Genomic DNA, 20,396 nt, shown 5'->3' on the forward strand with positions numbered 1-20,396 from the left:
GCCGGTCCACGGCATAGGCGGCTCTCCGGCCGCCAATCCACGTCTAACAAGATGGAGCTACCTTCATGCGCCTCAATCCCCTGAGCACTACTGCAGTTCTGGCCATGTGCCTGGCCGGCCACCAGGCCTTCGCCCAGAGCGCCACCGGCCCAATCTCCAACTTCGGCGTCATCGGCTCGCACAACCAGTACAAGCTGACCATCGACGGTGAAAGCGACAAGGAACGCCTCAACCAGGGCGGCCTGTATTACAACTTCGGCAACAAGCTGACCGGCCAGGAAGGCTTCATCTACCAGATCGGCGTGGAAGGCCAGTACCGGGAAAAGGACGACGTGGAGTTCCTCTCCGCGCGCGCTGACCTGGACCTGGGCCTGCGTGCAGCACTGAGCACCAACAACTATGTGGACCTGATCGTCGGTGGCGGCTATGACTGGGGCCGTATCGAACAGGACGACGTGAGCTTCGGTCTGTTCGAGGAAGATGTCGAGCTGACCAACCGCTCGCCATTCGCCAAGGCCGCGGTCGGCTACAACTACCTGACGCCGGACTACACCCTGCGCCTGGAAGTCGGCGCCCGCTACTCAATCGAAGCCGAAAGCAAATTGAAAGTCGGTGGCGAAAGCGACACCGTGGACCTCAAGGACAAGGCCAACCCTTACGGCGAATTGACCGTGCTCTGGAACAAGGGCATCAACAACATGCCGATCAGCACCAGCCTGTACTACACCCAGACCCGCTATGAACTCGACAGCGACAGCGTGGTTGCCGACAACACCAAACTCAAGCAGGAAGAAGTTGGTTTGAAAGTCGGCCTGGCCTTCTAAGCCCGCCGAAAACCCGGGCCTGCCGAGCGTCCGTTATTCACCGCCGACGGCGAAGTTCGGCAGACTGCCAACCGGCTGGGCGAACTCGAAGGGAATCGATTCGACCGCCAGGCCGACGTTGCGCTGAACCACGAAATGCAGATGCGGCCCGGTGCTGTTGCCGGTGTTGCCCGATCGGGCGATCGGACTGCCGGCGCTGACCCGCTGGCCTTCGCGCACGGTGACCGAGCCCTTCATCAGGTGCAGGTAGACACCCATGGTGCCGTCGTCATGCAGGATGCGCACGAAGTTGCCTGCCGGGTTGTTGCCGCGCCCGCTCTGCTGGTTCTCCACCTTGACCACCATGCCGCTACGCGCCGCCACGATGGGCGTGCCTTCGGGCATGGCGATATCCACCGCATAGCGGCCCTTGGGCGTGAAGTGGCTGTACTGACCGTTGGCACCCTGGGTCAGACGAAAAGGTCCGCCGCGCCAGGGCAGCGGGTACTTGTAAGGCTTGGGCAGAAGGCGCGGATCGCCCAATGCGTGGCGCAATTTCGGCGTGTATTTCAGCGGGCGGGACGGATCGCGGGGGGCAAGGGTAGCCAGGCGGATCTGGCTGCGCGGCGGCAGTACCCAACGAATCGGCTTGGCCGGCACCCCAACCGCATTCTGCACGCCCTCGAACTTCAGCTCGAGATCCACCGGTGCGTAAAGGTCGTTGCGTACCAGCAGGGTTTCGCCGGCGGCATGCTTGCGGGTTTCAAGCTTCACCTGGTTATCGAGCTTTTCCACCATGCGGTCATTGAAGGTGAACACGGCGGCGCCCGGCCTCGCCTGGTCGCTGTAAGTGACCACGCCATTGGCATCGGTGTACTTGTAAATGGTCAGCGCCCAAGCCGGACTGGCCAGCGTGAGCAATCCGAGCAGCGCGAGTAAACGTCCCGTCATGGCAACGAACTTCATGGTGTGTGCAGAAGCCGCAGACTAGCAGCGCAACAGCCTCCGTGCGAGCTACCAACCATCGGGGTGTGAAGCGGATCATCAGCGGGATGCGCGGCAATCGACAGGCGTTGCGAAAAGCCGGGCCGACCCCGCATCTCAGCGAAGCACTCAGGCGCCCGGCACGAAATGCCGCTGGGCCGTACCCCGGGCGATCAGGCGCGACAGGTAGTCGAGCTTCTGCGGGTCGCGGTCGACGAAACGGAAGGTCAGCTGCAGCCATTCACTATCGGGCTTCGGCTCGAACGCGGCCACCGCATGCAGATAGCCGTTCAGCCGTGCCACCTCACCGCCTTCACCCTGCTCCAGATCGAGCACGGCGCCTTCCAGCACCTGGGGCAGCTTTTCTCCGCGACGGATGACCAGCAACGCTTCCTTGAGGCTCATCGCCTTGATCACGCAGGTCAGCGTGCCGCCCGCCAGACGCAACTGCCCCTGCCCACGCCCGCTGGCGGCAGTGGCTTTTTCCACACGGGGCCGGACCAATGGCGCGGCCGCTGCCGGTTGCTCCTGAGGCGCGGCGGGGCTGGTCGCAGCCGGCTTGAGCACTTCCGCCTTGCCGCCGGTCAGTGCAGCCAGCGAGTCATTGGCCAGGCCGGTGGACAGCGCACGCACCGGCGCACTGGCGGCCAGCGCATCGAGCTTGCCGGCCCGGCCCAGCGCCTTGCGCACCTTGCTGGTCAGCTGCTCATTGCTGAAGGGCTTGCCGATGAAATCGGAGACCCCGGACTGAATCGCCTGCACCACGTTTTCCTTGTCGCCACGGCTGGTGACCATGATGAACGGCACGCCTTTCAGACGATCCTGCGCACGGCACCAATCAAGCAGCTCAAGGCCGGACATTTCCGGCATCTCCCAGTCGCAGAGGATCAGGTCGAAGCGTTCACGATCGAGCATCTGCTGGGCCTTGCGACCGTTCACCGCCTCCTCGATGCGAATGCCGGGGAAATGCCCACGCAGCCCTTTCTTGACCAGATCACGGATGAAAGGCGCATCATCCACCACCAGCACACTGACCTTGCTCATCACTCGCTCCTGCTTGAATGGCCGCCAGCATAACGGCAGCCGCCGGTGTTAAAAAGCTCGACGGCCCGGGGTGGTGCTTTTTTGCCATCCCAGCCTCGCTGCGGCACCGGTACGCAGGACAATCACCGGCCTGCGCGGCATACTGCTCATCTCCGTTCAGCCCGCGAGGTCGCAATGGTTCAGCATATCCTCATCGCTCACGACCTCAGTCCTGAAGCTGACTTGGCGCTGCGTCGGGCCGCTCAGCTGGCACGCCAGACCGGTGCCCGTCTGAGCCTGCTGCATGTGCTGGACGAGCACGGCGATGAGCTGCAGGCACGCAGTTATCTGCAGACACGGCTGCAGGAAGTGGCCTGTAGCGAGCTCAAGCCCTGGATACGCCGAGGCCGCGCTGTCGAGGAAATCCTCACCCAGGCGACCGGCCTGGAAGCCGACCTGCTGGTGCTCGGCCAGCACCATCGCCAGTCGCCACAGGGTTTCGCCGGCACCACACTGGAGCGCATCCTGCTCGGTTGCCCGATTCCCCTGTTGCTTGCCATCGCACCGGTTCAGCCTTACTCGCAGGCTCTGGCTGCAGTGGACTACTCGCGCTGCGCCAGTCGCGCCCTGCAAACGACCTGGCAACTATTGCCGCCTGCGGCCAGGCTGACCGCGCTGAATATTCATGAAGTGGCCGAAATCCACTGCCCGGACGCCGGCGAGCTGGCAATGCAGCAGGAGCTGTTCGGGCAGCTGATCGAGGATCTGGGTGACGAGCTGGATGACAATGGCGCCGTACTCAGCTCGATCCTGCGCTACGGTGAGCGCAGCAACTGCCTGGACTCAGCCATTGCCGAATTCAAGCCGCAGCTGCTGGCTCTTGGCAGTCATAGTCGTGGCGAGATGAGCAGCGCCCTGCTCGGCAGCCTGACCCGGCAATACCTCGACCAGCCCCCCTGCGACATCCTGATCGCACGCTGATTCGCGTCGGTTCCCTAACTTGGCGAGCGCCATAAGCGGCATCGCCATGCCTAGCTTCGCAACCCCTGTCTACAAAGCAGCAGCAGCTGCCTTGCCCCAGTGACATTGCTTACGCTGAATCCCCTGCTACGTTTATTTCCTATGGCCTGTTGTCGTTTCAACACATCGGCGCCGTGAAGTAAGGCACTGATTCGGGGCCTAGAAAAACAATAAACAAGGTCGAAGCAACCATGGATTCCAACTTGCCCCATCGCCATCCGACCCTCTTCCAGCAGGCCTTTGCGCCGACCGCCCATCACATACAAAGCCCCTGTACAGACCGCCAGGCACCAAGTGCCGGATATCGCGTTTCGCCATAAAACCACGTCAGCCGCCAGGCCAACCAGGCGAAGCGGCCAACGATCAAACGTGCCAGGAGACAAGCATGAAGCTTTCAGCAATTGCAGCGGCAACCCTGACAGCGGCGATCGCCGCCCCCGCCTCGGCCGAGATATCCGACGGCAAGGTGAAGATCGGCATCCTCAACGACCAGTCCGGCGTCTACGCCGATTTCGGCGGTAAATGGTCGTTCGAGGCGGCGAAGATGGCAGCCGAGGATTTCGGCGGCAAGGTACTGGACGCGCCCATCGAGATCGTCACCGCCGACCACCAGAACAAACCGGACATCGCCTCCAACATCGCCCGCCAATGGTACGACCGTGAACAGGTCGACTCGATCATGGAGCTGACCACCTCCTCCGTGGCGCTCGCCGTGCAGGGGCTGTCCAAGAGCAAGAAGAAGATCAACCTGGTGACCGGTGCCGCCACCACCGAGCTGACCGGAAAGCAATGCTCGCCCTATGGCTTCCACTGGGCCTACGACACCCATGCCCTGGCAGTCGGCACCGGCGGTGCGCTGGTGTCCCAGGGTGGCGACAGCTGGTACTTCCTCACCGCCGACTACGCCTTCGGCTATTCGCTGGAGGAGCAGACCGGCCAGTTCGTCAAATCCAAGGGTGGTGAGGTCAAGGGCGCGGTACGCCATCCACTGGCAACCACCGATTACTCCTCCTTCCTGTTGCAGGCGCAGTCCTCGGGTGCCAAGGTCATCGGCCTCGCCAATGCCGGGCTGGATACTGCCAACAGCATCAAGCAGGCCGCCGAATTCGGCATCGTCGCGGGTGGCCAGCGCCTGGCCGCCCTGTTGTTCACCCTTGCCGAGGTGCACGGCCTGGGCCTCGATGCCGCCCAGGGCCTGAGCCTGACCGAGAGCTTCTACTGGGATCGCGACGATCAATCGCGCGAATTTGCCGAACGCTTCTTCGAGCGTACCGGGCGCATGCCGAACATGATCCATGCCGGCACCTACTCCGGTGTGCTGCAGTACCTCAAGGCCATCGAGAAGGCGGGCACCGACGCCACCGAGCCGGTGGCCAAGGCCATGCATGAAATGCCGGTGGACGATGTCTTCGCGCGCAACGCCAAGGTGGGCGCCAACGGCCGGCTGATCAGCGACGTCTACCTGATGGAAGTGAAAAAACCCGAAGAAAGCACCCGCGCCTGGGACTACTACAAGGTGCTGGCCACGGTGCCTGGCGCCGAAGCCTATATCGATCCGAGCAAAAGCGGCTGCGACCTGGTCGGGCAATGAGCATGACGGCGCCGACCGACAGCGCAGCGGCCGCTCCGCCGGCTGACCAGGACTGGCCCGTGCTGCTCTCGGCGCGCGGCCTGCGAAGGGAGTTCGGTGGCTTCGTCGCGGTCAACAATGTCGATCTGGACGTGCGCCACGCCCGGGTGCACGCCCTGATCGGCCCCAACGGCGCCGGTAAGACCACAGTGTTCAACCTGCTGACCAAGTTCCTGCAACCCACCAGCGGCAGCATCCGCCTGCTGGACCAGGACATCACCCGCACGGCGCCGGCCAAGGTGGCGCGCATGGGGCTGGTGCGCTCGTTCCAGATCTCCGCGGTGTTCCCCCACCTGAGCGTGCTGGACAACGTGCGCGTCGCGCTGCAACGCCCCAACGGCCTGGCGACCCAGTGCTGGCTGCCGCTGCGCTCGCTCAACCGCCTCAACGAGCGGGCCATGCAACTGCTGGAATCCGTCGGCCTGGCGGACAAGCGTCACGAGCTGGCGGCGGATCTGTCCTATGGCCGCAAGCGGGTGCTGGAGCTGGCCACCACCCTGGCGCTGGAGCCCAAGGTGCTGCTGCTCGACGAGCCCATGGCGGGCATGGGCCACGAGGACGTGGCGGTGGTCGCCGAGCTGATCCGCGGCGTGGCCACCGAGCGCGCGGTGCTGATGGTCGAGCACAACCTCAAGGTGGTCGCCGACCTTTGCCACGAAGTGACGGTGTTGCAGCGCGGCGAAATTCTCACCTCCGGCGACTACCGCAGCGTCAGCCAGGACGAGCGCGTGCGCACGGCCTACATGGGGACCGAAGATGAATGATAGCCCTGCATTACTGTCGGTACGCGAGCTCAACGCCTGGTATGGCGAGAGCCATGCGCTGCACGGCATCGACCTGGACGTGCACGAAGGCGAAACCGTGACCCTGCTGGGCCGCAACGGCGTGGGCAAGACCACCGCGCTGCGTGCCATCGTCGGCATCATCCGCAAGCGCAGCGGCAGCATCCGCGTCGATGGCAAGGACATGCTGCGCGTACCGCTGCACCGCACCGCGCGCCATGGCATCGGCTACGTGCCGGAGGAGCGCGGCATCTTCTCCAGCCTGACGGTGGAGGAAAACCTCACCCTGCCGCCGATCGTCGCCAAGGGCGGCATGAGCTTGAAGGAGATCTACAGGCTGTTCCCCAACCTTGAGGAACGCCGCAGCAGCCCCGGCACCAAGCTGTCCGGCGGCGAGCAGCAGATGCTGGCGATGGCCCGCATCCTGCGCACCGGCGCGCGCCTGCTGCTGCTCGACGAGCCTACCGAGGGCCTGGCGCCGGTGATCGTCCAGCGCATCGGCGAGGTACTGGTAACGCTCAAGCAGCGCGGCATGACCATCCTGCTGGTGGAACAGAACTTCCGCTTTGCCAGCCGGGTAGCCGACCGCTTCTACGTGGTGGACCACGGCAAGATTGCCGACAGCTTCTCCGCTGCGGAACTGCCCGGCCGCATGAGCCGGCTCAACGAAGCCCTGGGGGTTTGATGACGACGATCTTCGACATACCCATCCAGGCCTTCCTCGGTCAGCTGCTGATCGGCCTGATCAACGGCTCCTTCTACGCGCTGCTCAGCCTCGGCCTGGCGATCATCTTCGGCATGCTGAAGATCATCAATTTCGCCCATGGCGCGCAGTACATGATCGGCGCTTTCGCCGGTTACCTGTTGCTGGCCACCTTCGGCATAGGCTATTGGCCGGCACTGATCCTCGCGCCGCTGATCGTCGGCCTGGCCAGCGCCGTGATCGAACGTGTGGCACTGTCGCGGCTGTACAACCTGGATCACCTCTACGGGCTGCTCTTCACCTTCGGCCTGGCGCTGGCCCTGGAGGGCACCTTCCGCTATTTCTACGGGTCCTCCGGGCAACCCTACGCGGTGCCCAAGGAGCTGGCCGGCGGCTACAACCTGGGCTTCATGTTCCTGCCCAAGTACCGGGCTTGGGTGGTGCTGGCGTCACTGGTGATCTGCCTGGGCAGCTGGCTGCTGATCGAGAAGACCAAACTCGGCGCCTATCTGCGCGCCGCCACCGAGAACCCGACCCTGGTGCGCACCTTCGGCATCAACGTGCCGCTGCTGCTGACCTTCACCTATGGCATGGGCGCCGCGCTGGCGGGCCTGGCCGGCATGCTCGCCGCGCCCATCTACCAGGTCAGCCCGCTGATGGGGTCGAACCTGATCATCGTGGTCTTCGCTGTGGTGGTGGTCGGCGGCATGGGCTCGATTCTCGGCGCGATCATCACCGGCTACATGCTGGGGATTCTCGAAGGGTTGACCAAGGTGTTCTATCCCGAGGCCTCGAACATCGTCATCTTCGTGGTCATGGCGATCGTGCTGCTGGTGCGCCCGGCCGGCCTGATGGGGAGGGATGCCTGATGAACAGTCGAGCCAGCGGCACCCTCACCCCGACCAAGCGCCCGCTGTTACGCCTGGAAACCCTCCTCATCCTGGTAGGGGTCGCTGCACTGGCATTGGCGCCCTTCTACTTCTATCCGATCTTTATCATGAAGGTACTCTGCTTCGCGCTGTTCGCCTGCGCCTTCAACCTGCTGCTGGGCTATGCGGGAATCCTTTCCTTCGGCCACGCGGCCTTCTTCGGCGGCGCCGCCTATTTCACCGCCCACGCGGTCAAGGAATGGGGGCTGACGCCGGAGCTGGGGATTCTCGTCGGCGTCGCCGGCGCGGCGCTGCTGGGGCTGGTGATCGGCTTCCTGGCCATACGCCGGCAGGGCATCTACTCGACGATGATCACCCTGGCGCTGGCGCAGATGTTCTTCTTCTTTTGCCTGCAGGCCGACTTCACCCACGGCGAGGACGGCATCCAGGGGATCCCGCGCGGTCAGCTGTTCGGCCTGATCGACCTGGAGAATCCGCTGTACATGTACTTCTTCGTACTGACGGTGTTCCTGCTCGGCATGCTGGTGATCTGGCGGGTGATCCACTCGCCGTACGGCATGATCCTGCGCTCGATTCGCGAGAACGAAAACCGCGCGATTTCACTGGGCTACAGCGTGTCGCGCTACAAGCTCGGCGCCTTCGTGATGTCGGCGGCGCTGGCCGGGCTGGCCGGCGGGCTGAAGGCGCTGGTATTCCAGTTCGCGACGCTCACCGATGTCAGCTGGCAGATGTCGGGGGAAGTGGTGCTGATGACCTTGCTGGGGGGGATCGGCACGCTGATCGGCCCGGTGTTTGGCGCCGCCCTGGTCACCACGCTGGGCAACTACTTCGCCACCTCCGAGCTGCCGGTCACACTGGTCACCGGCATCATCTTCATGATCTGCGTGCTGGTATTCCGCCGCGGCATGATCGGTGAGTTCTACGCCTCGCGGCTGGGGCGCCGGCTCACCCAGCGCCACGACGATGATTGACGGCGCGGGCCCCGGGGGCTCAGACCGCGACCGGGGCCTTGATGTGCGGGTGCGCCTCGTAGCCCACCAGCTCGAAATCCTCGAAACGGAAGGCAAACAGGTCTTTCACGGCCGGATTGAGCTTCATCGTCGGCAATGGCAACGGCTCGCGAGTCAGCTGCAGATCGGCCTGCTCCAGATGGTTGGCGTACAGATGGCAATCGCCGCCACTCCAGATGAACTCGCCCGGTTCGAGGTCGCAGACCTGCGCCACCATCATCGTCAGCAGCGCGTAGCTGGCGATATTGAAGGGCACACCGAGGAAGATGTCCGCCGAGCGCTGATAGAGCTGGCATGAGAGCCGGCCGTCGGCGACGTAGAACTGGAACAGCGCATGGCACGGCGGCAGGGCCATCTGATCCACCAGCGCAGGGTTCCACGCCGAGACGATAAGGCGACGCGAATCCGGGTTCTTCTTGATCATCTCCACCAGCTTGGCGATCTGGTCGATGGATTCGCCATTGGGCGCCGGCCAGCTGCGCCACTGATAGCCGTAGACCGGGCCGAGATTGCCGTTCTCGTCGGCCCACTCGTCCCAGATCGACACGCCGTTTTCCTTGAGGTAGCGGATGTTGGTGTCGCCCTGCAGGAACCACAGCAGTTCGTGAATGATCGAGCGCAGGTGGCATTTCTTGGTGGTCACCAGCGGGAAGCCATCGGCCAGGTCGAAGCGCATCTGGTAGCCGAACACGCTGTAGGTGCCGGTGCCGGTACGGTCGCTCTTGAAGGTGCCGTGCTCGCGCACGTGGCGCATCAGGTCAAGGTACTGTTTCATGATCAACTCGGAGCGGGCGCCGAAGCGCAAGTGAAAAGGCTGGGCGCATAGTAAAAGCCCGGGCCTTGCTTGTCTCCCTGATGCGACAGCCGAGCGCTCAGACGGCGGCCCTGGCACCTTCGCGCCGATAGGCCCAAATCATCATGCCAGCACCAATCAGCACCATCGGCACGCACAGCACCTGCCCCATGGTCAGCCAGCCGAAGGCAAGGTAGCCAAGTTGCGCATCCGGCACCCGGACGAACTCGACGATAAAGCGGAAAATCCCGTAGCACACGGCGAACAGCCCCGACACTGCCATGGTCGGCCGAGGCTTGCGCGAATAGAACCAGAGAATCAGGAACAGCGCGACGCCTTCCAGCGCGAACTGGTAGAGCTGCGAAGGGTGACGGGCCAGCTGCTGCGGGTCGGTGGGGAACACCATTGCCCAGGGCACGTCGGTGGCCTTGCCCCAGAGTTCGGCATTGATGAAGTTGCCGATGCGCCCGGCGCCCAGGCCGATGGGCACGAAAGGCGCGATAAAGTCCATCAGTTCGAAGAAGGACTTGCCGTTGCGCCGGGCGAAGATCCAGGTGCATAGCAGCACGCCGATCAGCCCGCCATGAAAGGACATGCCGCCCTTCCACACCTGCAGGATCAGGCTGGGGTCATTGAGGTAGGACGCCAGGTCGTAGAACAGGACGTAGCCCAGGCGACCCCCGACGATCACCCCCATGGCTACCCAGAACACCAGGTCGGAGAGCTTGTCCTTGTTCCATTCCGGGGCGAAGCGCTGTACCCGCCGCGATGCCAGCCACCAGGCGCCGCCGATGCCGATCAGGTACATCAGGCCGTACCAGTGGATCTGCAGTGGCCCGAGGGAAACGGCGACGGGGTCTATCTGCGGATAGGCGAGCATCCGGAACTCCTTAGATCAGGAAATTGATACCGACGCTCAACAACAGGAGCGCAAACAGCCGCTTGAGCAGTTTCGGCGACAAGCGATGGGCCAGGCGCGCGCCCTGCCGGGCAAAGAACATGCTGGTGACGGCGATACCGACCAGCGCCGGCAGGTAGACGAAACCCAGGCTCCAGGGCGGCAGCTGCGCATTGTGCCAGCCAACCGCCATGAAGCTCAGCGCACCGGCAATCGCAATCGGCAACCCGCAGGCGGAAGAGGTGGCCACCGCCTGCTGCATCGGCACGCTGCGCCAGGTCAGGAAGGGTACCGTCAGCGAGCCGCCACCGATACCGAATATCGAGGACGCCCAACCGATCACCACGCCAGCGATGGACAGGGCTGGCTTGCCCGGAACCTCGCCCCTGGCTTTGGGCTGGAGTTCGAAGCCCATCTGGATCGCTACCATGATGGCGAATACGCCAATGATCTTTTGCAGGTGCGGCCCTTGGATCATGTCGGCGGTCAGGCTGCCAAGCACCGCGCCGAAAACGATGCCGAAGGTCATCCAGAGCACCAGCGGCCAGCGCACTGCACCCAGGCGATGGTGCGCGAGAATCGAGTTGATCGAGGTAAACACGATGGTCGCCAACGAGGTGCCGATGGCCAGATGGGTAAGAATTTCCGGAGCGAAACCCTGCAGGGTGAAGCTGAAAACCAGCACCGGCACGATCACCATGCCGCCGCCGACGCCGAATAGTCCGGCCAGCACCCCAGCGAACGCGCCAAGGACGAGGTAAAGCACGAACTCCATCGGAGTCACCCTGAAAAACAAAGCGGCATGGTAGCTGAAAAGCATTCCCGAGCTGAACGTCGGATAGGCTGAATAGCGCGTTTTTCCTGCCGTTTCTTCGCTGTGCCGACAGGTGACCCGCGAGGCTTTTTCGTCTAGCCTCGAAGCCCCACGGTTCGTTCGATGCTTATGTGCCTCATCGTTTTCGCCTGGCAGCCTGCACAGGCCATACCCCTTGTCGTCGCGGCCAACCGTGACGAATTCCATGAGCGCCCCAGCCTGCCGCTGGCCCCGTGGCCGGAGCGACCCGAGCTGATCGCCGGGCGCGATCTGCAAGGGGGCGGCACCTGGATGGGAGCGACCCTGGACGGACGTTTTGCCGCTCTGACCAATATCCGCGTCCCCGGCCAGCCGGTCAGTCCTCGCTCGCGCGGGGAATTGCCGGAGCGCTTCCTGGCCAGTGGGCTATCACCCGAAGCCTACATGGCGGACCTGCAGTCCCGGTGCGCCGACTACGCCGGCTTCAACCTGCTGGTGGGTGACAGCCAGACCCTCTGGCATCTGAACTCCCATGAAGGGACTCCACGCGCGCTTGAGCCGGGCCTGTACGGGCTTTCCAACGCCTCGCTGGACACGCCCTGGCCGAAACTGCTGCGAGCCAAGGCGGCACTGGCCAACTGCCTGGAGCGCCCCGACAGCGAAGCGTTGCTGGAATTGCTGGCCGATACCCAGAAGGCACCGATCGATCAGTTGCCCAATACCGGCGTAACTCTTGAACTGGAAACCTTGCTGTCCAGCATATTCATTGCCAGCCCGAACTACGGCACCCGCGCCAGCACGGCGTTGGTTCGCCGTCGTGATGGTTCTCTGGAAATCCGTGAGCGCGCCTTTGGGCCCGATGGCAGGCTGGGCGAAGTACATTTCGTTCACCCTAAGGCTGCTGAGACCCCGACCCTACAAAATTGCAGCCAGCTTCTGTAGGGCGGATTTATCCGCGAGCTTTTAGCGCGGGGCCGGATTTATACGGACAGCGAGCCCAAGACCGACAGGTTCTGCTCTGCGGCAGAAGTCCGCTTGGAGGCGGCTTCTCAGACCGCCGCAGAAGGATTGGTCAGTTTGTCCAGACCGAGGTTGCGCAGGGTCAGCTGCACGGTGGCATGGGTAACCTCGGGGCTGTCGATCGTCATAACCCTGGCCAGCAAGTCCTTGGCGGTCTGCATGCTGATCTGGCGCAACAGCCATTTCACCCTGGGCAGGTTGGTGGCGTTCATCGACAGGCTGTCGAAGCCCATCGCCAGCAATAGCATGGCAGCCGCCGGATCGCCGGCCATCTCGCCGCAGATGCTTACCGGTCGGCCCTCTTCGTGGGCTTCCTTGACGATTCGCTGCAGCGCTTCAAGCACCGCCGGATGCAGGTAGTCGTAGAGATCGGCGACCCGCGGATTGTTGCGATCAACGGCCAGCAGATACTGGGTCAGGTCGTTGGAGCCGACCGAAATGAAGTCTACCTGCCGCGCCAGTTCACGGGTGAGGTAGACCGCGGCGGGCACCTCGATCATGACCCCGACTGGCGGCACCTGCACGTCCATGCCTTCGTCGCGCACCTCGCCTATGGCGCGATGGATCAGGTGCAGCGATTCCTCCAGCTCGCGGGTACCGGAGATCATCGGTAGCAGGATGCGCAGATTGTTCAGGCCTACGCTCGCCTTGAGCATGGCGCGAATCTGTAGCAGGAAGATTTCCGGATGATCCAGCGTCACCCGGATACCGCGCCAGCCGAGGAAGGGATTCTCCTCCTTGATCGGAAAGTACGGCAGTGATTTGTCGCCGCCGATATCCAGGGTGCGCATGGTTACCGGCAGCGGATGGAAGGCTTGGAGCTGTTCGCGATAGATCGCCATCTGCTCCTTCTCGCTGGGAAAGCGCTCCTTGATCATAAAGGGCACTTCCGTGCGGTACAGCCCAACACCCTCGGCGCCGCGCTCCTGGGCGCGCACCACGTCGGCGAGCAGCCCGGTATTGACCCACAGCGGGATGCGGTGGCCGTCGGTGGTTTCGCACGGCAGCTCGCGCAATACATCGAGCCCGGCGGACAGCTGTCGTTCCTGCTCGGCCAGCTGCAGGTACTGCTCGCGCAGCACCTTGCCCGGGTTGGTGATGATTTCGCCGCGCGTACCGTCGACGATCAACTCGATGCCATCGACCTTCGAATAGGGCAGGTCCACCGCGCCCATTACCGTCGGAATACCCATGGCGCGGGCCAGGATGGCGACGTGGGAGTTGCTCGACCCCAGCACCGAAACCATGCCCGCAAGACGCCCTTCAGGCACCTCGCCGAGCATCGCCGGAGTCAATTCCTCGCTGACCAGAATGGTTCGTTCGGGATAGGTCAACGCCTGCTTGTGCGCCTTCTGCAGATTGCCGAGCAGGCGCCGGCCGATGTCCTTGATGTCCGAAGCGCGTTCGCGCAGGTAGTCATCGTCCATCATCTCGAAGCGCGCGATATGGTTGCTGACCACCTGACGCAAGGCCCCCTGGGCCCATTGGCCGGTGCGGATCACCGCGGCCACTTCGCCACCCAGGGCGGAGTCATCGAGCATCATCAGATAGACGTCGAACAGCGCCAGCTCTTCCTTGCGCATCTGCGAGGAGAGCTTCTGCGAGAGTGCGCGCATGTCCGCCCGAACCGCTTCGAGCGCCGCCTCGAACAGCGCCAGCTCGGCGGGAATGTCCTCGATATGCTTGTCCGGCACCACATCCAGATCAGCCGGCGGCAAGACCACCACGGCGCTACCGACAGCTGCGCCAGGCGCACCGGCGATGCCGAGGAAACGGGTTTCCTGAATGCCCTTGCCCTGGCGGCCGAAGCCTCGGATCGAGCCGGTGGCTTCGGCATGGGCGATGACGCCGGCCAGCTGCGCGCTCATGGTGACCAGGAAGGCTTCTTCGCCCTCGTCGAACTGGCGGCGCTCTTTCTGCTGAATGACCAGCACACCCATGACCCTGCGATGGTGAATGATTGGCGCACCGAGGAATGAGGCATAGCGCTCCTCGCCGGTTTCGGCGAAGTAGCGGTAGCGCGGATGTTCGGAAGCGTGTTCGAGGTTAAGCGGCTCTTCGCGGGAGCCCACCAGACCCACCAGGCCCTCGTTGTGGGCCATGCTGACCTTGCCGATGGCCTTCTTGTTCAGACCCTCGGTAGCCATCAAAACGAAGCGATCCGACTCGGGATCGAGCAGGTAGACCGAGCAGACCTGGCTGCCCATGGCCTCGCGTACCCTCAGCACAATGATGCCCAACGCCGCCTTGAGGTCCTTGGCGGCGTTCACTTCCTGGACAATCTTGCGCAGCGTGCCGAGCATGCTCAGAGGCTTTCTCCCGTCAGTCCCGCGACATCAGCCGCGGAGCAAGTTCTTTAAGGGCGCGACGATAGACCTCGCGCTTGAAGGTGACCACCTGGCCCAGCGGGTACCAGTAGCTGACCCAGCGCCAGCCATCGAACTCGGGCTTGCCGGTGACATCCATGCGTACTCGCTCCTCGGCGCCGGTCAGACGCAGCAGGAACCACTTCTGCTTCTGTCCGATACATAGCGGCTGGCTATGGGTACGTACCAGGCGTTGCGGCAGGCGATAACGCAGCCAGCCTCGGGTGCAGGCCAGGATACGCACATCATGCGGCTCCAACCCGACCTCTTCATTAAGTTCGCGGTACAGCGCCTCTTCCGGGGTCTCGTTGGGATTGATACCGCCCTGGGGAAACTGCCAGGCATCCTGATTGATCCGCCGTGCCCACAGCACCTGCCCGACATCATTGGTCAGAATGATGCCGACGTTGGGGCGAAAACCATCCGAGTCGATCACGGCACACAACCTCGCAGACGCATGTGCGCCGCATTGTTCCACAAAAAGGCGAGCAGCCGAAAGCCGGATATTGGCCTGTTCTACAACAGGCTCTGCAGGCAGCCGCCAAGGCCTTCCCGACTGCCCTACAGTGGGGATTCCCGCTATGCTGCGCGTTTTTCATCGTGAGGGTTCGCCACGTGCGCCTGGCTCTATTCGATCTCGACAACACCCTGCTGGCCGGTGACAGCGACCACGCCTGGGGTGAATTTCTCTGCCGTCACGGCATCGTCGACAGTACCGACTACAAGGCACGCAACGATGCCTTCTACCAGGATTACCTGGCCGGCAAGCTGGACGTCCTGGCCTACCAGAACTTCTGCCAAGAACTGCTGGGGCGCAGCGAAATGGCGCAACTGGACGAGTGGCACCGACAGTTCATGGCCGAGTTCATCGAACCTATCGTCTTGGCCAAGGGCGAGGCGCTGGTGCGTCAACATCATGAGGCCGGTGATCAGGTGGTGATCATCACCGCCACCAACCGCTTTATCACCGGGCCGATCGCCGCGCGGCTGGGCGTTGATACGCTGCTGGCCACCGAATGCGAGATGCAGGACGGGCGCTACACCGGCCGTCTGACCGACACGCCATGCTTCCAGGAAGGCAAGGTCACGCGCATCGAGCGCTGGCTGAAAGAAACTGGACATAGCCTCGAAGGCGCCTATTTCTACAGCGATTCGCGCAACGACCTGCCGCTGCTTGAGCGCGTCACGCATCCGGTGGCGGTGGACCCTGACCCGACCCTGCGGGAAATTGCCGAGCAGCGCGGCTGGGACATCATCAGCCTGCGTTAAGCGCCCTTGCTCACCATCAGGTAGAAGATCACCACGAAGGCAATGAACGCCGGCCAGCCGAGTGCGAACCACCAGCGCATGTAGCGAAACGTCTCGGCCGGTAGCGGCGTGCCGTCACGCAGCGCCTGCTCGGCCAGCTTGTGCACGCGGATTTGCAGCCAGACCACCGGCAGCCAGCAGGCACCGGCGAGGACGTAGAGCGCAATGCTCCACATCAGCCACGGCTGGCTCAGGTCGAAGCCGGCCAGATGCACCAGGGCCAGGCCGCTGAGCGGCTGGATCACGGCGGTGGTGGCGGTGAAGGCCCAGTCGGCGAAGACCAGGTGGCGGAAGGTCACGGCGATCACCTCGACCTTGCCGCTGCGCCAGGCGCGCCAGCTGTAGTAGGCCGAGCCGAGCCCGGTGCCGAACAGCACCGTGGACGACAGGATATGTAGCGTCTTGAGCAGCAGATAGAGACTCATCGGCGGCGCTCCTGCGGTTCTGTCCATAGCAGCCAAAGCGTGGCGACCAGCAGCACGGCATTCTTCGCCACCGCCGCGAACGGGTCGAGCCAGTAGTGCGGCAGCCAGAGACTGATGATCAGCATATACCCGAGCATCAGTGCCAGCTGTGCACGCAGCGCATGGCGACGCCAGCGCCGTAGCAGCAGACCGATGCCCAGCAGCCCATCGACCAGGGCTCCCCCGGCCACCGCCGCCGTCGCCATCCAGCCGTGCACGCCAACTTCGGCCATGATCCGCAGCCCCCAGCCATGACCCGGCCCCAGGCAAACAACTGCCGTACCCAGCCAGATCAGCACCAGTACAGCCAACAGCAACGGGCGCAGCGCTGTAGTAACGCTGCGCTCCGGGCGCGGCCACTCGCTCAGGCGACTCGCCAGAGGCGCGGCCGCAAAGCCGATCGCCGTCTTCATCGCGCCGGCATCGGCCAGGTTGCCGCGTCTCGCCAGGCTCAGCGTCTGCGTGTTCAGCGCCCGCCAACCGAAGCGATCCCCAAGCCTTGCGCCCAATCCGGCCAACGGCGCCGGCACCTGGAGGTAGCGTGCCGGTGCCCAGCCCTGAGCCGCTCGCAGCTGATCGAGCAACTGCGGCAGCGTCATCGCCTGCGGGCCGACCAGAGGCAGAACACAGGATCGCTCCGGCCAGCGGCGCAACAGCCCAAGCACGGCGGCAACAAGATCGTCCACATGCAGCGGCTGCATGCGTACCTGGGTACTCAATACGGGGATCAATGGCCAGGGCGACATGCGGCTCAACCAGCCGCTACTGGCGCCGCCCTCGCCCAGCACCAGCGACGGGCGCAGCACTACGGCGGGCACGTTCAGACCGAGCAGGTGCTTATCGGCCAGGGACTTGCTGGCAAGGAAAGGGACATCCGGCTGATCGCCAGCGCCCAAGGCGGCCAGCGAAAATGCGCGGCGTCAGTGGCCAGCAAGGCGAGGTCCAGCGCCCGCCACTCGACTCCCGGCCAAGCGGATCCCTGCCCCGAGCGCGAGGTGGCGACCAGCGAGTGGCCTTCAGCATGCAGTGCCCGCAGCAGATGCCGGCCGATAAAGCCGCTGGCACCCACCAGCAGGATGCGCATCAGACCGGCTTGGCGCCCATCAGGCCCATGATCGCAACCAGAACCAGCAGGATCAGCCCCGCGTACGCCAGGGCGAAACGCGGCAGCCTGGGCGGTGCCGGCTGTTCGCCCAGGGCCTGCCAGGCGCGCAGACGCCCGCCCAGCAGCAGTCCCAGAGGCACCAGCAACAGGAACAGCACCGAGCTGGCCAGCAGCCATAGCTGACCCAGCGGCCACCCGGCCAGATGCACCAGCCACCAGCCGCTTAACGGCAGCAGCAAGGCCAGAACCGCCAGCAGCGGAAGGGAGATCTGGCGGGTGCGTTTGAGTTTCTGCTGCAGCACGCCAGCATCGGCGCGGCGCCATGCCTTCCACAGGATGACCATGTGGGCGATCAGCCCCAGCGATACCAGGACGGCCAGCGCCGCATGGATGAAGTACAGCAGCTTGTAATGTTCCATCTGTTCCCTCGTCAGCCCAGAAACAGCTGATAGGCCGGATTATCCGTCTCATCCCAATAGCGGTAGCCGATCTTGTCCAACGCTGCCGGCAGCAGATGACGTTCCTCGGCAGGCACTTGCAGGCCCGCTACCACCCGGCCATCGGCGGCGCCGTGGTTGCGGTAGTGGAACATCGAGATATTCCAGCGCCCGCCCAGGTTGTTGAGGAAGTTGAACAGCGCACCGGGCCGCTCCGGAAACTCGAAGCGCAACACCATCTCATCACTGACGCCGGCTGCATGGCCGCCCACCATATGACGGATGTGCAGCTTGGCCAGTTCATTCTCGGTGAGATCGTGAACCGGGAAGCCTTTTTCCCGCAGCCCTTCCACCAATGCTTCGCGCGGATCATTTTCCGGGTGCGTCTGCACCCCGACGAAGATATGTGCCGAGCCGTTCTGGTGATAACGGTAGTTGAACTCGGTGATCTGGCGCCGGCCGATGGCCGCGCAGAAGGCCTTGAAACTGCCCGGCTGCTCGGGAATGGTCACAGCGATGATAGCTTCGCGCTTCTCGCCCAGCTCGGAGCGCTCGGCCACATGGCGCAGGCGATCGAAGTTGATGTTGGCACCCGAATCGATACCCACCAGCACCTGGTTGGTAACGCCATCGCGCTCGACATACTTCTTGATGCCGGCCACCGCCAGCGCACCCGCAGGCTCGGTGATCGAGCGGGTGTCGTCGTAAATGTCCTTGATCGCGGCGCACAGCTCGTCGGTACTGACCGTAATGACTTCATCGACATGGTCTTTGCAGATATCGAAGGTGTGCTCGCCAATCTGCGCCACCGCCACACCGTCGGCAAACAGCCCGACCTGGGGCAGCACCACCCGCTCACCGGCGGCCAAGGCCTGTTGCAGGCAGTTGGAATCATCCGGTTCGACGCCGATGACCCGGGTTTCCGGACGCAGGTACTTGATGTAGGCCGCCACCCCAGCGATCAGCCCACCACCGCCCACCGGCACAAAGATAGCGTCCAAAGGCCCCTGATGCTGACTGAGGATCTCCATGGCCACCGTGCCCTGCCCGGCGATCACGTCCGGGTCGTCATAGGGATGGACGTAGACGTAGCCCTTTTCCTCGACCAGTTTCAGCGAGTGCGCCAGCGCCTCGGGGAAAGCATCACCGTGCAGCACGACCTTGCCGCCACGGGCGCGTACGCCCTGAACCTTCAGCTCCGGTGTGGTACGCGGCATGACGATGGTGGCTTTGATCCCCAATTCGCGCGCTGCCAGCGCCAGGCCCTGGGCATGGTTGCCGGCCGATGCGGTAACCACACCGCGCGCCAGTTCCTCGGCAGAAAGCTGCGCCAGCTTGTTGTAAGCGCCGCGAATCTTGAAGGAAAACACCGGCTGCAGATCCTCGCGCTTGAGCAGAACCTGGTTACCGAGACGCTCGGAGAGCTGGCGAGCGGGCTGCAGCGGAGTTTCCACGGCCACGTCGTAGACGCGCGAGGTGAGGATCTTCTTGACGTACTGTTCGAGCATGATGGGTATCTTGGCGGGGCTTGCGAAGACCGCCGAGTCTACTCCCACGACACCCCGCCGACCACCGGCAATCGGCCAGCGGACAAGACCGACACGTCCGGCACCGGTATACTTTGACCCCCTCGAATTCCCGCCCCGGACTCCAGCCATGACCCAGGACCAACTCAAGCAGGCCGTCGCCCAGGCCGCCGTAGACCTTATCGTCCCGCAACTCAACGACCGCAGCATCGTCGGCGTCGGCACTGGCTCGACCGCCAACTTCTTTATCGACCTGCTGGCCAAGCACAAGGGTTTCTTCGACGGCGCCGTGGCCAGTTCCGACAGCACGGCCGAGCGCTTGAAGCAGCACGGCATTCCGGTCTACGACCTGAACAACGTGCACGATCTGGAGTTCTACGTGGACGGCGCCGACGAGGCCAACGGCCATCTGGAGCTGATCAAGGGCGGCGGCGCGGCACTGACTCGCGAGAAGATCGTCGCAGCAGTGGCACGAACCTTCATCTGCATCGCAGACGCCAGCAAGCTGGTCGAACGTCTCGGCACCTTTCCGCTGCCGGTGGAAGTCATCCCCATGGCCCGCAGCCACGTCGCCCGTGAGCTGGTGAAGCTGGGCGGCGATCCGGTGTACCGCGAGGGCGTGGTGACCGACAACGGCAACGTGATTCTCGACGTACACAACCTGATGATCGGCTTCGCCCCCGATGTCGAGGCGCAGATCAACAATATCGTCGGTGTGGTCAGCAACGGCCTGTTCGCCGCGCGCCCGGCGGATGTGCTGCTGTTGGGCACCAAGGATGGCGTACAGACACTCAAGCGTTAACGCCTGAATGACCGGAAAGCCGGACGAGAGAACCTATCG

Annotated in this window: 22 protein-coding genes; 10 read left to right on the top strand and 12 right to left on the bottom strand. The window is 63.7% G+C overall.

The features are described from left to right. Positions 1-65 precede the first annotated feature (65 nt). Positions 66-824 (top strand): outer membrane beta-barrel protein, encoded by a 759-nt coding sequence (locus BN1079_RS11705; protein WP_037024604.1) that lies wholly within the window; start codon positions 66-68, stop codon positions 822-824. 33 nt (positions 825-857) lie between these two features. Here BN1079_RS11705 and BN1079_RS11710 read toward each other — a convergent pair whose 3' ends face one another. Together BN1079_RS11710 and BN1079_RS11715 are read right to left on the bottom strand one after the other, a co-directional pair. Beyond that, positions 858-1,754 (bottom strand): peptidoglycan DD-metalloendopeptidase family protein, encoded by an 897-nt coding sequence (locus BN1079_RS11710; protein ID WP_037024606.1) that lies wholly within the window; start codon positions 1,752-1,754, stop codon positions 858-860. A gap of 162 nt (positions 1,755-1,916) precedes the next feature. Beyond that, positions 1,917-2,831: a response regulator gene (locus tag BN1079_RS11715; RefSeq protein WP_037024607.1), complete on the bottom strand. Its 915-nt coding sequence runs from the start codon at positions 2,829-2,831 to the stop codon at positions 1,917-1,919. A 174-nt stretch (positions 2,832-3,005) separates the two neighbouring features. On the opposite strand from BN1079_RS11715, the gene BN1079_RS11720 reads away from it, so the two are divergent. The 6 genes from BN1079_RS11720 to BN1079_RS11745 all read left to right on the top strand — a co-directional run bounded on the left by BN1079_RS11720 (position 3,006) and on the right by BN1079_RS11745 (position 8,806). Beyond that, positions 3,006-3,791, top strand: coding sequence for a universal stress protein (locus tag BN1079_RS11720; RefSeq protein WP_037024608.1), 786 nt, complete (start codon positions 3,006-3,008; stop codon positions 3,789-3,791). Between the two features lie 424 nt (positions 3,792-4,215). After that, positions 4,216-5,421 carry an ABC transporter substrate-binding protein gene (locus BN1079_RS11725; protein WP_037024609.1) on the top strand — a complete coding sequence of 402 codons (1,206 nt, stop codon included), beginning with the start codon at positions 4,216-4,218 and terminating at the stop codon, positions 5,419-5,421. Further along, entirely contained in the window at positions 5,418-6,224 is an 807-nt protein-coding gene (locus BN1079_RS11730) for an ABC transporter ATP-binding protein (RefSeq protein WP_037024610.1), read from the top strand. The genes BN1079_RS11725 and BN1079_RS11730 overlap by 4 nt, the downstream gene beginning before the upstream one ends. Further along, positions 6,217-6,927, top strand: a complete 711-nt coding sequence (locus BN1079_RS11735; RefSeq protein ID WP_037024611.1) for an ABC transporter ATP-binding protein — start codon at positions 6,217-6,219, stop codon at positions 6,925-6,927. Before BN1079_RS11730 ends, BN1079_RS11735 begins: the two co-directional genes overlap by 8 nt. After that, entirely contained in the window at positions 6,927-7,814 is an 888-nt protein-coding gene (locus BN1079_RS11740) for a branched-chain amino acid ABC transporter permease (RefSeq protein ID WP_037024612.1), read from the top strand. The genes BN1079_RS11735 and BN1079_RS11740 overlap by 1 nt, the downstream gene beginning before the upstream one ends. Next, on the top strand, positions 7,814-8,806 hold the full coding sequence (locus BN1079_RS11745; protein ID WP_037024613.1) for a branched-chain amino acid ABC transporter permease: 993 nt from the start codon (positions 7,814-7,816) through the stop codon (positions 8,804-8,806). Before BN1079_RS11740 ends, BN1079_RS11745 begins: the two co-directional genes overlap by 1 nt. Before the next feature lie 19 nt (positions 8,807-8,825). On the opposite strand, the gene BN1079_RS11750 is transcribed toward BN1079_RS11745, so the two are convergent. The 3 genes from BN1079_RS11750 to BN1079_RS11760 form a co-directional block, all read right to left on the bottom strand. Then, positions 8,826-9,620: a thymidylate synthase gene (locus tag BN1079_RS11750; RefSeq protein ID WP_037024614.1), complete on the bottom strand. Its 795-nt coding sequence runs from the start codon at positions 9,618-9,620 to the stop codon at positions 8,826-8,828. A gap of 97 nt (positions 9,621-9,717) precedes the next feature. Beyond that, positions 9,718-10,518 carry a prolipoprotein diacylglyceryl transferase gene (lgt, locus tag BN1079_RS11755; RefSeq protein ID WP_037024615.1) on the bottom strand — a complete coding sequence of 267 codons (801 nt, stop codon included), beginning with the start codon at positions 10,516-10,518 and terminating at the stop codon, positions 9,718-9,720. Positions 10,519-10,528: 10 nt separating this feature from the next. Further along, positions 10,529-11,311 (bottom strand): sulfite exporter TauE/SafE family protein, encoded by a 783-nt coding sequence (locus tag BN1079_RS11760; protein ID WP_037026864.1) that lies wholly within the window; start codon positions 11,309-11,311, stop codon positions 10,529-10,531. 168 nt (positions 11,312-11,479) lie between these two features. On the opposite strand from BN1079_RS11760, the gene BN1079_RS11765 reads away from it, so the two are divergent. Beyond that, entirely contained in the window at positions 11,480-12,271 is a 792-nt protein-coding gene (locus BN1079_RS11765) for an NRDE family protein (RefSeq protein ID WP_052114472.1), read from the top strand. A 107-nt stretch (positions 12,272-12,378) separates the two neighbouring features. Here the strand turns inward: BN1079_RS11765 and ptsP are convergent, their stop codons facing one another. Further along, positions 12,379-14,652, bottom strand: coding sequence for a phosphoenolpyruvate--protein phosphotransferase (ptsP, locus tag BN1079_RS11770; RefSeq protein WP_037024616.1), 2,274 nt, complete (start codon positions 14,650-14,652; stop codon positions 12,379-12,381). A gap of 19 nt (positions 14,653-14,671) precedes the next feature. Then, positions 14,672-15,151 carry an RNA pyrophosphohydrolase gene (locus tag BN1079_RS11775; RefSeq protein WP_037026868.1) on the bottom strand — a complete coding sequence of 160 codons (480 nt, stop codon included), beginning with the start codon at positions 15,149-15,151 and terminating at the stop codon, positions 14,672-14,674. Positions 15,152-15,330: 179 nt separating this feature from the next. Between BN1079_RS11775 and BN1079_RS11780 the strand changes: the two genes are divergently transcribed. Next, complete coding sequence (locus BN1079_RS11780; protein ID WP_037024617.1) at positions 15,331-15,984, top strand: histidinol-phosphatase; 654 nt, start codon at positions 15,331-15,333, stop codon at positions 15,982-15,984. Here the strand turns inward: BN1079_RS11780 and BN1079_RS11785 are convergent. Genes BN1079_RS11785 through ilvA form a run of 5 tightly spaced genes read right to left on the bottom strand, consistent with a single transcriptional unit; the run spans position 15,981 to position 19,537 of the window. Then, complete coding sequence (locus BN1079_RS11785; protein WP_037024618.1) at positions 15,981-16,448, bottom strand: DUF2269 family protein; 468 nt, start codon at positions 16,446-16,448, stop codon at positions 15,981-15,983. The genes BN1079_RS11780 and BN1079_RS11785 overlap by 4 nt on opposite strands. Continuing rightward, positions 16,445-17,305 carry an SDR family oxidoreductase gene (locus BN1079_RS11790; protein ID WP_231850782.1) on the bottom strand — a complete coding sequence of 287 codons (861 nt, stop codon included), beginning with the start codon at positions 17,303-17,305 and terminating at the stop codon, positions 16,445-16,447. Before BN1079_RS11790 ends, BN1079_RS11785 begins: the two co-directional genes overlap by 4 nt. 2 nt (positions 17,306-17,307) lie before the next feature. Next, positions 17,308-17,571 carry an NAD-dependent epimerase/dehydratase family protein gene (locus BN1079_RS17850; RefSeq protein ID WP_231850783.1) on the bottom strand — a complete coding sequence of 88 codons (264 nt, stop codon included), beginning with the start codon at positions 17,569-17,571 and terminating at the stop codon, positions 17,308-17,310. After that, positions 17,571-18,011 carry a DUF2269 family protein gene (locus BN1079_RS11795; protein WP_037024619.1) on the bottom strand — a complete coding sequence of 147 codons (441 nt, stop codon included), beginning with the start codon at positions 18,009-18,011 and terminating at the stop codon, positions 17,571-17,573. Before BN1079_RS11795 ends, BN1079_RS17850 begins: the two co-directional genes overlap by 1 nt. Before the next feature lie 11 nt (positions 18,012-18,022). Then, complete coding sequence (gene ilvA / locus BN1079_RS11800; protein ID WP_037024620.1) at positions 18,023-19,537, bottom strand: threonine ammonia-lyase, biosynthetic; 1,515 nt, start codon at positions 19,535-19,537, stop codon at positions 18,023-18,025. Between the two features lie 148 nt (positions 19,538-19,685). Here ilvA and rpiA point away from each other — a divergent pair, with 148 nt between their 5' ends. Continuing rightward, positions 19,686-20,357, top strand: a complete 672-nt coding sequence (rpiA, locus tag BN1079_RS11805; RefSeq protein ID WP_037024621.1) for a ribose-5-phosphate isomerase RpiA — start codon at positions 19,686-19,688, stop codon at positions 20,355-20,357. Positions 20,358-20,396 lie beyond the last annotated feature (39 nt).

The organism is Pseudomonas saudiphocaensis (genome assembly GCF_000756775.1).
In the GTDB taxonomy this organism is placed as follows: Bacteria; Pseudomonadota; Gammaproteobacteria; order Pseudomonadales; family Pseudomonadaceae; genus Stutzerimonas; species Stutzerimonas saudiphocaensis.